This is a genomic window from Paenibacillus sp. J31R109, assembly GCF_059692055.1.
Genome location: NZ_JCAUAR010000014.1, coordinates 80,627 through 95,549, shown reverse-complemented (window position 1 = coordinate 95,549; position 14,923 = coordinate 80,627). Strand labels below are relative to the sequence as shown.

The following is a 14,923-nucleotide window of genomic DNA, read 5'->3' as shown; positions in this document are numbered from 1 at the left end:
GCTTCACCCGCATTCTGATGGAATGGCAAGTGCGTGAGCCCACAGCTCACGCACTGATTGTTAGCATTATAAACCTTTCCATGGTAAACGGCTATCACTTCTGCTTTCACTCTATCGTGTAAACGGCACGGTACACCGCTCCACACCCTTGCCTTCTAACCAATGCACCGGATCGTTGCTTAGCTGTTGTATCTTCGTAGCCCTCGAATACATAAATCTCAGTGCCCACGCACCCTTCCATTCGAAGCGTCAACGTGCGTTCTGCCAACATCCAGCGTATCGACCAGCTTTCATCCGTTGTGCATACACGCAAATTCATTAAGTGCTGATAGCCATATTCGCTCCCGATGGGCGAACACGGCTGCGTTTCGAACGCTGTCTCCATCTTCCCTTGGCAGTGGAAAAGCCAATCTGTCTGATGTTCCTCCGCGGTGATAACCTCAAACGTATCCGAGATGCATCCTTCTTGAAGATGAATATCGCGTACATAATCGACACCAGGATATACCTCCTTGGCTTTGGCACAGATGCGATTCCTGTCCGGTTCGAATTGTTCAATAAATCCCCGTTCCGAATAGACCTGATCGACCCCATTGACGATGACCGTATTATGGGCGATTGTCTTCCGCTGCCATTCTACAAACAAGAAAGAACCATAACCATTCGAAGAAATATCGTGAGACCATAAGTGGTCTGCATCGAACAGCTCGATATTCATTAAATCAGGATGCGCATGGCTCCGCGTATTCAGTCCGTATTTCATAAATAAAGCCGTTTTTCCTGCGCGTAACGAGCAAATATGAGAGGCTGGATAATTTTGCGTAGCGCGGAGCATCTCTTCCCCTGCATATTCCCCTTTGCCAAAGAGGAGACGCTGAACCCACCCTTGGGGTGAATTCTCGATCATCCCTCCATAAGCCATCGTTGGCCGATAGTACGCCCCATAGGATCTGGAAAGCGCATATTCAAAGGCTGGATCTGGAAACAATCGATTCGCGTACTCATACTGTCCCGCATAGTGAGTCAGTGCGATATTGGGCCAGCCATCATTCGGATTCGGGAAAACACCGTTATCAAACGCGATCTCAGCTGGGAACACGTACATCCGTTTTACGATCTCTTCCATCCCATTGCATGTCACATCATACATACGGGCGAACAACAGGAAATAAGTGAACGGTTCTACACAATAGAAATGATAGTGAAAGGAGCCTTCGTACCAGAATCCTTCCGCTGTTACACCCTGCTGCAATTGCTGCACCAAGCCGAATGGCCCCTCCAAGGCTCTCTCCACGTAGCTGCTATCACCGAAGAACATCCCCGTCATGCCCACAGCCGCTTTCATCCAACACGTAATGTTGTGAATACTCGTACAAAGTCTTTCCAGCAGCTCTACCTGGGGATCGAATAGATGACTTTTGTAGTGCCGAAGCTCTGTGTCGCTTAGCGTTTCCTTCACCATCTCCATGCCCTGCAATAGCCAAATCATGCCAACCGCATCGCAGAGATTAATGCCAGCTATTTTTCCAACATAACCGGCGGGAACGTCTACCTGGAGCTGCTCATAATGGTCACTATAGAAGGACAATACTCGGCGGATATAGGCCGGATAACGTTCATCGCCCGTGAGTCGATACAACACCCCTGCGTAAAAAACATGTTTATGCGCTTCATCCCGGTACAAATAATTCCAAGCTTGATCGAATCGGGCACCCTTGTTGACGTGACCACAGCTTCCGCAGCTATTCACATGAGGGGCTTCCCGCTCAAAATCAATCCTGCTCCCGCAAGCTTCACAGAAATAGTTATGACCCCACCCCGTAATTCTCTTTGGATCATCTGCGTAATGAGTGACCCACCACTCCGTGGTCTCAACCAGGGTATCATAGACGGTCTTCGCCCAAGCTTCCGTCCGAATTTTCTCTTGAATAGCTTGCCAATCCTGTACATAGCTCACGTCAACACTCGTCTCCTTCATACTACTTGCAATTTCCGATCGACATTGTCCCTTAACGACTAGCGTGTCATTCCGACCAGTGCGCGATCTAGATCTTCGATTATCGAATCTGCACTCTCCAGACCAACCGAAATGCGCATCAGACCGATCGGAATTCCTGACAAGAGGGATGTCTCCTCGTTGACCCATAGCCCAGGTGAATTAATGAGACTCTCGAAACCACCCCAGCTGGGACCTTCTTCGAAATAGCGCAAGCTTTTCATCATTTTCATAATCTGCCCTTTGTCGCCCTTAGGCACGAAGCTCATCAAACCGGAGTAACCGGACATCTGCCTGCACCCGAGCTCATATTGCGGATGGCTAGGCAAGCCTGGATAGTAGACAGCGGATACTTGCGAATGACCCTCGAGGAAAGCAGCGACCTTCTTGCCATTCTCCTCATGCTGCCTCATCCGAACTGCGAGAGTTCGCAAGCTTCGAATAAGCAGCCAAGATTGGTGAGGATCCATAACAGCTCCAAACAAGCTTCTTTCGTTATTGGTAATTGATTCTAGAATCTGCTTACTGCCTATGATGACACCACCGAGAATGTCGCTGTGTCCGCCCAAATATTTTGATGCGGAGTGAACTACAAGATCAATGCCATAGGCAAGCGGATTCTGATAGAGCGGCGTCGCCCATGTATTATCAATAATCGTCGCAATCCCATAAGATTTCGCCAACGCGGAGATGGCCTGCAAATCCTGGAGCGAGAAAATGTTGGATAGCGGACTTTCCAAATAGATAACTTTCGTGTTCGGGCGAATCGCTTGTTCGAATTCCTCGATGCTTTCCCCTGATACGAGCGTAACCTCACAGCCGAACTTCTTCATGTAGGTATCCAGAAATGCTCTTGCCGGTACGTAGGCCGCTCGAGGGCAAATCACATGGCTATCTTTCTCCAGGTAGTAGGACAAAGCAGCGCTTATAGCTGCCATACCTGAAGAGAAGCAACGTGCTTCCTCTCCACCCTCGAGGGCTGCGATTTTCATCTCGGCAATCTCCGTCGTCGGGTTGGCCACGCGCGTATACGAATACCCGTGATTGACCGTTTTCCTTGTAAATAGCGTGTTTTGAAAAATCGGTGGGACGATGGCACCCAAATAGCGGTCATAATCGTCACCGAGATGAGCAAGCAGGTCTTCCTTGCTCTTAATATCATCTTTGTCCATGTCTGTCTTCCACCTACGATCTGGAGGCTAAGAGTGGGAACATCCGACCTGCCAACGGTTGATTGTCCTGCAAGTTCAAATCCATCGTGATCGCATGCTTCTTCCCGCTAAAAGTCGTTCCGTCCGGCATGTAAATGATGGCTAATGCACGTCTAGGTTTATCCGTTACATTCGAGTGCGCATAGTGAAAAGTAAGTCCATTATGAAACGTACAGCTTCCTGCTTTTAACGGCACCTTCACAGGCTTCGCATTCTCATAATCGGTCCCTTTAACGAACTCGAATAAATCCTGAGGATTGGCCAAATCGATATGATTCAGTTTACCTGCATTTTGCGATTTCGGTACAAACATCATGCAACCATTCGACTCATCCACGTCATCGAGTGCGATCCATATCGACATCGCTCCCTGCTCCGTCATTGGCCAATAAGGGTAATCTTGATGCCACGGGGTCGGTTTCGAGTCACCTGGCATTTTCCACAGGGCATGATCGTGAAAGAGACGAATGCCGCTAGCTCCCGTTAGCTCGAGTGCCATTTGCGCAAACCGCGGATTGAAGGAATATTTATGCATGCCACCATGATCGCGCCAGACGTTAACACGCTGGTTAAGCACGCGGTAGTAGCTGCCGCCTTTTTTATCCGTTTGTAAGGATAGCGCTCCCGACTCCTCGACCATCACTTCTTCCATGTATTGACGAAGCTCAATTAATTCTTGCTCATTCAGTACATTATCCACTTGCACGAACCCGTTCTCTTGATAAAATGCGCATTGCTCTGCGGTTAAAAGCGATTGAATCCCGTTGGTCATGGCAGCCAGCTCCTTTTGTACTTTCTGTTCTTTAATTTCACTTTATCATAGGTACAAGGGAGCCGACTTGGTGAATCCGTCAGAGTTTGAAGGTGATTTGCCAGCTTTCCTTCTTTTTAAATATCCTCTATGATAAAAAGAAACGAAGCACTTATCTTCCTTTCCGGAGGTCTTGCCCGATGACCCGACTTGAAAATGAAACTTACCTGGAAGCGCATGAATTCCCCTTTCATCTCGAGCAGTACACGTTTAAACAAAAAGAATCCGTCAAACCACACTCACACGAATTCATCGAGTTTGTGTATGTGGTAGAAGGATCGGGTCGCCATAGCTATGCAGGAGCGGAATACCTTATTCAAGAAGGGGATGTCTTCGTCATCGAGCCGGATGTCGAACATGCTTATTTCGTAGATGAACATCTCATCGTTTATAACATCCTTCTTGCTCCTTCCATTTTAAGTCACGAACTGCAATCGTTATCCAACGTCACATCGTTCGTCGACTTTTTCTATGTGGAGCCTTTTCTGCGGCAGTCCGTCCATTTCCAGTCCCATCTCAGGCTGAATCCACATCAACGAATTGAGATGAAGCAGCTGCTTGACCGCATCCTCAGTGAGTACACCGATAAGATGCTCGGTTATCGCCTGCTCGTGAAGACTAGGCTCATCGAAATGTTCGTATTCCTCAGCCGCTGTTACGATCAAATGCTGCACAAACCAATGACAGCGCTTGCTTCCGAGCATAAAATCATTGAGCGTGTAGCCGAATTTATCGAGCTGCATCACGCGAATCCGCTGTCGCTTGCCCAAGTCAGCCAGATGTGCGGCATGAGCCAGTCCGCCTTCACCTCTAGGTTTAAGCTCTACAAGGGCAAGACCTTCATCGAATTCCGCAATGAAATTCGCATCCGGATAGCGAAAGAGTTGATGCTCTCTTCGAATAACAACATTTTACAGATAGCGCAAGAGGTCGGCTTCGACGACTTGAGCTTTTTCAATAAGCTTTTTAAGCAGATGCATGGCATTTCGCCAGGCAAATTCCGCAGGAACCAAATCTAGCCGATCACACGAATCTGAATATCCCAATCCGCCAACTGCTCATGGTCCGCTGTTACTTGAATTTCTAGCGGAACAGCTACGTGCATCACTCGTTTTCCATCTTCCTTTGACCACGATACATCGATACGCCCGTAAGCAGTCGGAAAGATTCCTTCTGCCCAGAGCAGTTCAGTCACAGGCGGGGCGATTCGAATTTTTCGGTAGCCCTCCTCTAATTTCTCAATGCCCAGCAGCTGATTCCCAAGGACAAAAGCTGGCGCAGCCGACCAAGCATGCGCATGACTCCTTGGGAATACCTGAAAAGTTTCCCACGTAGTGCTCGCGCCATATCGGATCATTGGACCCCAGTCGGTCTTAATCTGTGCCAGTGTGCGATCCAGTTCACCGAAGCGCTTCCACACCTCGAACAAATAGAACGAGAAAAAGGGAGAGCCAATTTGAATCCAATCCTTCGGTGGATGAAGCAGTTGCGGCTCGATAATGGCCGCCTGTCGTTCTCCCAGACAGTCCGCCAGATACAGCAACACATGTGTCTGGAGACTTGTCGTTGTCGAAGGCTTCCCGGTACGGTGGATACCGTCAAGATAAACCTGAGCCTCATCGTCCCATAAATGTTCATCAATCGCCCGCTTCAACTGCTCTGCGTGTTGAAGCAGCTCCTCCGCCTCGCCTTCTAGTCCGAGCGATTTCGCCATCTCTGCTGCGATTCGATGACACTGGGCCAACTGCGCCTGCTGCGCGGTGACTACACCGACTGAAGGAATATCGATTCGCGCCCAATCAAGCATATTCCAAGAGCTGGTATCGAATAAGCCATCCCCATTGAGAAAACCTCTATACGCTTCAAGTGTGATCCTGATTTCTGGATAGATCGACTCGATGAAGGTAGGATCGCCACTGTAATCGACATACTCCTTACAAGCGATTATCCAACTAAACGTCCACATCGGAATAGCTGCCTGCCAATCCGTAGGGAGCAAGGCAAGCAGAAGCGGACTTTGACTCCGCGAACGCGGTACCATTTCTAAGCAATGCCGGACTAGCTCATAGGAACCGAACAACTGATAGTTAACAAGTGCGCTCACTCGGCAATCACCTACCCAGAATACCTGCTCATATGTGGGGCAATCGACGAATGTATCCTCCATGCACATGTGCGATGTATGTCGGGAGATCTCCCAAATGTCATTCAGCAAGGGATCTGAACAGCGAAATAACGCTTTATCCGTGCCCGGGTAGCTAGATTGGTTCAGCTGGACTCCGTGAATTTGTGTCTGCCTGCTTGCCCTGCGAACCGCCACAATCATGTATCGGAAGCCCATCCGGGTGAAGCTCTTGAACACCTGCCTACCTTCACGGCATATGTATCGGAATGAATTATTGCAGCCGGATGTATAGGCATTGACGCCATTGACGCGGTTCTCGAAGCCGTAGACATCAATCACTGTCCCATGGGGTGCCTCAACTTCGAGTTCAACCGTACCTACGTAAATTTTCCCGAAATCCAATACGATTTCGAGATCCCCGCCTTCTACGGGATCTGGAAGCACTGTCGGCAGCCGATGGTCATGGAGCAGACGCTCCAGCTGGTTCGTAATCGAATAGTGCTTAACAAATCGTTTACGCATCATCAACGAATAAATCATTTTATTAACGAGCACATGCCTAGGATGAACATTACGGCACATGTCATGGTACGCCTCGAATGCCTTCAAGGTGGTGGAAGCCCCGATGTCCAGCAGCAGCGCATGCTCGTGATTCAAACCCGTACTCTTCTCAACGCCTCCGTATACAGGTTGAAAACCATCCGCATACGACTCGATGCTCTCGATCGGGCCGATAGTTACGAATGAGGCGTCCTGATCGTCACCCTGAGGATGAGCGAACAGCAGTTCCCTATCGAAGTCAAATTCCATATGGCAGAACAAATCATTATGAACACCGCAAATTTCCATCATGAACAGATGCTCGCCAGCTGCCAGCCCTATCTCGTCATGATGGGCATACCAGCGGTCATTAATCTTGAACCGTCCCTGAACGCCGTTCCATTTGGAATGTGCAAATGTTAACCGACCTTTGGTTTCTGTCTCAACTACCAGCCTAACAGCCAAAAACCCGCTAAATATCTTCGCATTCGCATCGCGCGAGCTTGGAAACAGATTATCCCGCATGTTGACGGAGATTACTTGACGGATCGGTACAATTTCACTAAGTCCGATGATTTGCTTCGGCCGGACGATCTGTGTCGACATTGGCTCGATGACTCGGGGATATAGCCTCCCCCAAGGCGCACCGCCGTAGGAAGCAACTACCTCACTCCTCGCCCAACTCTCGTCATCATAGGAAGGAAATACCCATTGTTCACTCAGCGCATTGGCATCGTATATTTCCATCCAACCCAAATTCACGTTTCGCTTGACGACATCGGTATCATAGCCCTCATGTTTACAACAGAGCCATGTCTCATCTGTGCCGATCACTTGCATACTGGCGGCGCCCTGCAAGCATAATTCTGCTATCAGACCCGCTTCATTCTCAATGTATTGATAATTGGAATGACCGTAGTGCCAGACCTGCACGGCAATGACATTTTTATCTGGCTGCAACAGGTGAGTAATATCAAACTCATCGTAATACCAGTGATCCGCGGTTGAACGGATAGGTCCATCTCCAAGCTCTGTTCCATTCACCCATAACCTATACTTCGTATCCGCAGAGATAGACAGCATCGCTCGATTGGATACCTCTGTCTCGTATGTAAACGTTTTTCGAAAAAGGATGTGCTCATTAATCGGTCTCCGCTCTCCCGACTTCCATATCCAATTCGCCTGTTCGAACATGCGGCGCTCCCCACCTTTTGTAGAAGTTATTCGTGTCCTTCGAATATGCGAGCTTCGATCCGTTCAGCCAACTGGACATGTAGTTCGCGATCCGGGTGATTGATACCATTGGCCAATCTAACATGAGGTTCTTGCCCCTTCAGTAACCAATCCTCGAATAGCGCATAAACGTCCACATAAGCCAGCTTTTCTTGCTCCAAATACGTCCTCAGCGCATGCGTATACAGCCCTAAATACCCCTTCTCTGCCACCTTTAAGAAGCCAGGCAATACAGCTCTGTCTTTCTCATGCATGTTATTGTTGTCGTGCAACATCATCATGTTTGGCGTAAGAAACAGGAGATCCGCTTCAGTATCTCGCTTCACAGTTCGTACGAACGCCTCCATTTTCTCCAAATATGGCTCAAGCCCTGCTTCCCCAGCATGGCAATCGTTCACCCCGAAGCTAATGGTCACAAGATCTGGTTGATACGCAATCACATCCCGCTGCCATCTCGCCTCCGATTTCACAACCGTATCCCCCGATACGCCAGCATTAATGACATTCAGAATGGTCGTCGGATACCGTTGCACTATTAATCGCTTAAGCAGATTGTGGTAGACTTGCTCATGCTCGATGGTAGCGTATTCCATACATCCTTGAGTCACACTATCACCGAAAGCCACGTAGGTAACGGGACGGGCCCGGACATCGTCTGCTTTCTCCTTTAGGCGCTTATGGAATCTGGCAAAAGCACTCATAACGGATCCACCAACGTATCCGGATTATGATAATTGCGTGGCCAATTGAACGGTTTCAATTGCTGCACTAGCTCTGGCGGCAACGGCTTGCCATCCGATACTTTGAGATTGAGTTCCACTTCCTGAACGCTGCGCATTCCCGGAATGACGCAGCTTACCGCTTCATCCGACAGACAAAAACGAAGCGCAACTTCCGCAAGCGTCATTGTCGCATCGTAGTCACGAATCATCCGTTTGATCGCATCCACCTTCTCCAGCGTCCGCAGGAAACGCTCACCCTTGAAATAGCTCCGTCTTACATCGCCTGGCGCAAACGTATCGTAAGTTTCCGGTATCCAGCTGCCGATTAGCGAACCTTCATCAAAAGGGACCCGTGCAAGGACAGCGACGCCATTCTTCTTACATGTAGGTAACAGTTCTTCCGCAGGCCTCTGTTCGAAAATATTATAAACAACCTGCTGGGCTTGAATCAGCCCTGCCTCAGCAAGCGCAATACCGTCCTGCGGACGATAATCGCGAATGGACACGCCGAATTCACGGATTTTGCCCTCCTTCTGGAGTTCCGTCAACGCCTCATGCCATTCTAGATCCTCTAACCCCTTAGGGAACCAGCCGTGCAGCTGATACAAATCAATCGCATCCACACCTAGCCTGGTCAAGCTGTCTTCACACTGCTTGCGTATGTGAGCTTTCGGATAGCGCCCATTCATTGCTGGATCAAGCTCATTCGGATGCGGCCATTGAACCGGCTGCACCTTAGAAGCGATATAAATATGATTGTGGTGCCATTCCTTGAGTGCCTGACCAATGACTTCCTCAGAGTGGCCTTTCCCATACATTTGAGCTGTATCTACCAGGTTGATTCCCCGCTCCCATGCTGCAAGCAAGGTTTTAACTGAATCACGGTCATCCACTTGACCGAAAGCCCCGCCACCGCCAATCTGCCAGCCTCCGAAACCGATCTCTGAAATATCCCATCCCGTATTGCCAAATTTCCGATATTGCATAAGAAGCATTCTCCTCCCTCGAATCACCTTTCAGTATAAGGTGTTTGCGAAGCGATTTTCTTGGTCGATCTGCCAGAAAAAGCACGCCAAATTCGTGCTTCACAGCTCCTAAAGGATGCGGTAGAATGTAGGAAATTCTGGACATTCTCACGTATCTGCGTCCGAATATATGGAGGGACGAAAAGTAGATGAAGAAGGAATTGATTGCTATGCGAGGCGAACAACATGCAAGTTTTACCGAGGATGGAGCGTGGTGTTTCTTCGCTGACCCACGGGCTGTCCGGTATGTCGGACAGCAGGACCGTACCTATGTCGGTTGGTTGACGCAGCAAGGCCATGTCATGATCGGTACCTATGATCATCGTGACGAGTCAGTGAACTCCGTCATGATTAAACCAAGTCTGCAGAAGGATGACCATGCGAATCCCGCGTTGTATGTCCCTGCCGATGGACGTGCAGTCATCTACTACTCGGCTCATAATGGGAAGACGATGTATTACCGTCAAATGGAAACAGCAGAGGATATCACGTCCTTTGGCGCTGAACAGGAACTTCCCGAGAATACAAGCGGCATGCATGGATATACCTATCCCAATCCAATCTATCTCCGTCAGGAACACCAGCAGTATTTATTCTGGCGCGGCGGTAATTTCAAACCTAATTTCAGTTGTTTACATGATAAAGAGGGGACATGGTCGGAACCCCAAACCTTAATCATGGGAGAAGGCGCCCGCCCCTACGTCAAGTATGCCAGTAATGGCGAGGATACCATCTGGTTTGCTTTTACGGATGGGCACCCGAATATAGAACCGCACAACAGCATCTACTGTGCTTGCATCCAAGATGGCAGCATCTCTCATGCGGACGGTTCAACCATTAAACCGCTATCCGACCTGCCTATGCTTCCCCGTGAAGCTGATGTGGTGTTCGATGGAAGCTTGCATGATACACAGGCATGGATTTGGGATATTGCGGTGGACGAGGGCGGTCGTCCTGTCATCGTATACGCCGTCTTCCACACCAATACGGATCACCGCTACTGGTATAGCTATTGGAACGGCCACGCCTGGGAGAACCATGAAATGACAGCCAGCGGCTCCTGGTTCCCCCAAACCGTGCAAGGCGCCGTGGAACGGGAGCCTTTCTATTCGGGCGGTCTTATTCTCGATCATGCCGATCCAGCCAACGTGTACCTATCGCGATCGGTCAATGGTATTTTCGAAATCGAGCATTGGCACACGACAGATCACGGTAAAACGTGGGAATCCACTGCCGTGACCAGCGGTTCCTCTCACAATAACGTGAGGCCTGTCCTAGCTAGGAACAACGGGCAAAAAGACGCGCTCCTTCTGTGGATGTATGGGGATTATGTGCATTTTACTAACTATGAGACGGCTTTGAAGATGAAGTTGGTTAAGGGGAACAGGTAGGCATAGGATTTCGCATCCAGAACACCGCCTGTTGGGATTTACGCCGTTTATCCTTCCTTATCTCCACTATCCCCTTCGCTCAGGCTACAATTCCCTGACTACCATTCAACAACTTTTTTATTCTGAGCCAAAGGGATAGTGAGAATAGGCGCCTCATAACCAAACGATGATGGCCTAGTACTGGGAGCAGAATAAGCCCTTGCATCCTTCCTATTGAAGGACGCAAGGGCTTATTCTGAACTCATTTCACATCAACAACGAACGGCACTGTGAACACTTCTCCGTTATGCTGGCATAGGATTTCGCATCCAGAACACCGCCTGTTGGGATTTACGCCATTTATCCTCCCTATCTCCACTATCCCCTTCGCTCAGGCTACAATCCCCTGACTACCATTCAACAACTTTTTCATTCTGAGCCAAAGGGATAGTGAGAATAGGCGCCTCATAACCAATCGATGGTGGCCTAGTACTGGGAGCAGAATAAGCCCTTGCATCCTTCCTATTGAAGGGCGCAAGGGCTTATTATGGTCTCATTTCACATCAACAACGAACGGCACTGTGAACACTTCTCCGTTATGCTGGAACTGTCCCCACAGCTTATAGATGCCCGCTTCAGGAAATGCGGTGGCGAACTTAGCAACAGGGCCCGTTGAATTCTCCTCAAGGGGATGTACATGAATGTACTGCTCGGCATCGGCTGACAGAATCACAACATGACCCAAGGCGCCTAAGTATGGCTGCAAATTCGTGATCTCTTTATTCGTCTGAGCATCTCGAATTGTAAAACGGAGCGTTACCTCATCTTTGGCCTTCAAGCTGCTCAAGGAAAGTTCAACAGCCTTACCGCTAACTTCTTGCCGCAGCTTGGCATCTGCTTTGAGCACGGTGTGCTCCGCCTCTTTACCGGCAACCTTCACCCATTGACTGAGCGTTGTGCTCGTTCCGCCCTTAGGAATAAAATCAGCGATGAGCTTGTAGTCCCCGCCTGCATCGAAGCTTGTGCTGACCGTAAACTTGCCATTTCCTTGGTAGGTCGGATGGATATGTTGAAAAGAAGATAGATTGTGATTCACTATGATCAAGTGCAGCAGCTTCTCATGATTAATTTCAAAATCAGTCACTGCTTTGCCAACATCGTCCGTAATTTGGATCGTTAATTCCGACTTCTCATTGGCTTTCAGACTTGTCGATCCGAACGTGAACGATGCTTTCAGATTCGTGGATGCCTTCGGCATTTCGCCCCCATGTCCGCTATGTTCATCGGCACTTGCTGGGCTGGAGGCTGTCTCGTGACTGCCATGCTCTCCCTTGCTCGAGGCCTCTCTGACACTGCCGCATGCGCTCAGAAGCAATACGACAAGCATAGCTGAGATAAGCCCTATTTTATGCATATACACGCGCTTCTCTCTCCTAAATCTAGGTCAATTCTTTACGAATCTTCACACGTTGCAGACGAAGTGCATTAAGAACGACAGAAACTGAGCTTAATGCCATAGCTAGGCCCGCCACCCAAGGCGCCAATAAGCCAAGCGCAGCAATAGGTATCCCTAACGTATTGTATCCGAGTGCCCAGACCAAATTTTGTTTGATGTTGCGCATCGTTTGACGACTCATGTAGATGGCATCCGGAATGCTCGCTAAATCCCCACGCATAAGCGTTACATCAGCGGCTTCCATCGCCACATCCGTACCCGTCCCGATCGCCATCCCGATATCAGCCGTCGCTAGCGCCGGTGCATCATTAATACCATCTCCAACCATCGCCACTTTCTTTCCTAGCGCTTGGAGTTTTTTCACTTCTGCCGCTTTGCCTTCTGGTAGAACCTCCGCAAGAACATGTTCAATACCCACTTGATTTGCGATCGCTTGGGCCGTCCGTTCATTATCGCCGGTGATCATAATAACCTGAAGGCCCATTGCCTTCAAACGGCTAACCGCGGCATGCGACGTTTCTTTGACAGTATCCGCAACAGCTACTATACCCCCGTACCCTTTATTGATGGCGACAAGCATAGCAGTTTTACCGGACTCCTCAAGCTGCGACATCGTGTCATAGGCAGCCTTTGCATCTACACCGAATTGCTCCATAAGTCGTCGCGTTCCGATGAGCAGCTCTTTCCCTTCAACAACAGCTTGAATGCCATAGCCCGGGATCGCTTCGAATGATTCTACTGGGGGTAGTTCAATGCCCTTCTCTCGAATCCCAGCCACGATCGCTTCTGCGAGAGGATGCTCCGAGTTACTCTCCGCGGCGCCTACAAGTCGTAGGAACTCCGCTTCGTCACCTTCCGCGAAGACATCGGTAAGTGCTGGCTTTCCTTTGGTGACCGTACCTGTTTTATCTAAAATAATGACATCAATCTGATGCGTCTTCTCTAGATGTTCGCCGCCTTTGAACAAAATGCCCAGTTCGGCCGCTCGCCCGGATCCCGCCATAATCGAAGTCGGCGTCGCTAAGCCTAGCGCACAAGGACAAGCAATAACCAAGATGGCTATAGCTTTCTCCAAAGCCCCTGCAAAATCACCCGGTGTCACGAAGAAATACCACACTAGAAAAGCAATAAGCGCGATACCCACTACAATGGGAACAAAAATCCCAGAAATAACGTCGGCTACCCGTTGAATCGGCGCTTTCGAGCCTTGCGCTTCTTCGACGACTTTAATAATTTGGGCGAGCGCCGTTTCTTTCCCCACCTTCGTTGCTTGGATACGAAGCCTACCATTTTTGTTGATAGTAGCTCCTATTACAGCATCACCAGGCTTCTTGGTTACAGGCAGACTTTCCCCAGTGAGCATAGATTCATCCACAGAGGAAGAGCCATCAAGCACTTCGCCGTCTACCGGTATTTTATCTCCCGGACGGACCAGCACGATATCCCCCGTCATAACTTCGTCAATGGGTATGTTGAGCTCTTGACCTTCACGGATAACCAACGCGGTCTTGGCTTGCAGCCCCATCAAAGACTTAATCGCTTCGGATGTCCGCCCTTTAGCAAGTGCTTCAAACAATTTACCCATGATGACTAATGTTATCAGCACAGCACTTGTTTCATAGTACAGAGACGGTCCGTGATGCATGCCACCGCCACCGATCGCCCAATCGATCGTCAAATACAGACTATAGAAGTACGCTGCCGATGTTCCTAGTGAAACCAGAACATCCATGTTGGCAGAACCATTGCGCAGCGCTTTATAAGCACCTTCGTAGAATTGTCTTCCGATATAGAACTGAACCGGCGTTGCCATCAATAATTGAAACCACGGATTCATGAACAATTCCGGTATCCAAATCCATGTGGTAAACGAAAAGTGACTGACCATCGACCACAGCAACGGCAATGACAAGATCGCAGATATCAGCAGCTTACGCTTTTGCTTTCCAATCTCTTGCTGCCTGTGTTCAGCGGGGTCGCCTTGCTCTTGTTTCAGAACGGCTTTGAAACCGAGCTTCTCCACCCGCTTCTGCATGTCAGTTACCGTAAGATCCGCTGGATTGTACACAACATGAGCCGTCTCCATGGCAAAATTAACTGTAGCCGTTCTCACACCAGGCAACTTGTTTAAGGTCTTCTCAATCCGCTGGGCACAGGCCGCACATGTCATGCCTTCAAGCTGTAAATCAACGGCTTCCTTCGCCGTATCATAGCCTAGCTTCTGAATGCTTTGTTCCATCTTGGCAGCATCTATGCGACTAGGGTCATACGTTACCGTTGCTCGCTCCATGGCGAAGTTAACATTAGCTTCCGTGACCCCCTCCAACTTGTTCAAACCCTTTTCAATTCGATTGGCACAGGCGGCGCAAGTCATTCCCGTGATCTGCAGGGATGTTTGCTTCGTGATTGTTGCAGCATCCGCAGTTTCCATGAT

10 protein-coding genes are annotated in these 14,923 nt (G+C 49.3%); 2 read left to right on the top strand and 8 right to left on the bottom strand.

Annotated elements, in window-relative coordinates; genetic code table 11:
* Positions 1 to 106: 106 nt before the first annotated feature.
* From AC58QT_RS26930 to AC58QT_RS26920, 3 genes are read right to left on the bottom strand one after another with little or no spacing between them, the layout of a single operon-like run.
* Positions 107 to 1,957, bottom strand: a complete 1,851-nt coding sequence (locus tag AC58QT_RS26930) for a heparinase II/III domain-containing protein (protein WP_497411704.1) — start codon at positions 1,955 to 1,957, stop codon at positions 107 to 109.
* Between the two features lie 59 nt (positions 1,958 to 2,016).
* Entirely contained in the window at positions 2,017 to 3,168 is a 1,152-nt protein-coding gene (locus tag AC58QT_RS26925) for a trans-sulfuration enzyme family protein (protein ID WP_497411703.1), read from the bottom strand.
* A gap of 13 nt (positions 3,169 to 3,181) precedes the next feature.
* Positions 3,182 to 3,979: a phytanoyl-CoA dioxygenase family protein gene (locus tag AC58QT_RS26920; RefSeq protein ID WP_310502239.1), complete on the bottom strand. Its 798-nt coding sequence runs from the start codon at positions 3,977 to 3,979 to the stop codon at positions 3,182 to 3,184.
* A 179-nt stretch (positions 3,980 to 4,158) separates the two neighbouring features.
* On the opposite strand from AC58QT_RS26920, the gene AC58QT_RS26915 reads away from it, so the two are divergent.
* Positions 4,159 to 5,037, top strand: a complete 879-nt coding sequence (locus tag AC58QT_RS26915; RefSeq protein ID WP_497411702.1) for a helix-turn-helix transcriptional regulator — start codon at positions 4,159 to 4,161, stop codon at positions 5,035 to 5,037.
* On the opposite strand, the gene AC58QT_RS26910 is transcribed toward AC58QT_RS26915, so the two are convergent.
* From AC58QT_RS26910 to AC58QT_RS26900, 3 genes are read right to left on the bottom strand one after another with little or no spacing between them, the layout of a single operon-like run.
* Entirely contained in the window at positions 5,034 to 7,877 is a 2,844-nt protein-coding gene (locus tag AC58QT_RS26910; RefSeq protein WP_497411701.1) for a family 78 glycoside hydrolase catalytic domain, read from the bottom strand. The genes AC58QT_RS26915 and AC58QT_RS26910 overlap by 4 nt on opposite strands.
* A 26-nt stretch (positions 7,878 to 7,903) precedes the next feature.
* A complete protein-coding gene (locus AC58QT_RS26905) occupies positions 7,904 to 8,617 on the bottom strand; it encodes an SGNH/GDSL hydrolase family protein (RefSeq protein ID WP_497411700.1) in 714 nt (237 codons plus the stop codon).
* Positions 8,614 to 9,624 (bottom strand): aldo/keto reductase, encoded by a 1,011-nt coding sequence (locus tag AC58QT_RS26900; protein ID WP_497411699.1) that lies wholly within the window; start codon positions 9,622 to 9,624, stop codon positions 8,614 to 8,616. The genes AC58QT_RS26905 and AC58QT_RS26900 overlap by 4 nt, the downstream gene beginning before the upstream one ends.
* Positions 9,625 to 9,812: 188 nt before the next feature.
* On the opposite strand from AC58QT_RS26900, the gene AC58QT_RS26895 reads away from it, so the two are divergent.
* Positions 9,813 to 11,054 carry a BNR-4 repeat-containing protein gene (locus AC58QT_RS26895; protein ID WP_497411698.1) on the top strand — a complete coding sequence of 414 codons (1,242 nt, stop codon included), beginning with the start codon at positions 9,813 to 9,815 and terminating at the stop codon, positions 11,052 to 11,054.
* Positions 11,055 to 11,586: 532 nt separating this feature from the next.
* Here AC58QT_RS26895 and AC58QT_RS26890 read toward each other — a convergent pair.
* Positions 11,587 to 12,447: a DUF8832 domain-containing protein gene (locus AC58QT_RS26890; protein ID WP_497411765.1), complete on the bottom strand. Its 861-nt coding sequence runs from the start codon at positions 12,445 to 12,447 to the stop codon at positions 11,587 to 11,589.
* Positions 12,448 to 12,472: 25 nt separating this feature from the next.
* Positions 12,473 to 14,920, bottom strand: coding sequence for a heavy metal translocating P-type ATPase (locus tag AC58QT_RS26885; protein WP_497411697.1), 2,448 nt, complete (start codon positions 14,918 to 14,920; stop codon positions 12,473 to 12,475).
* Positions 14,921 to 14,923 lie beyond the last annotated feature (3 nt).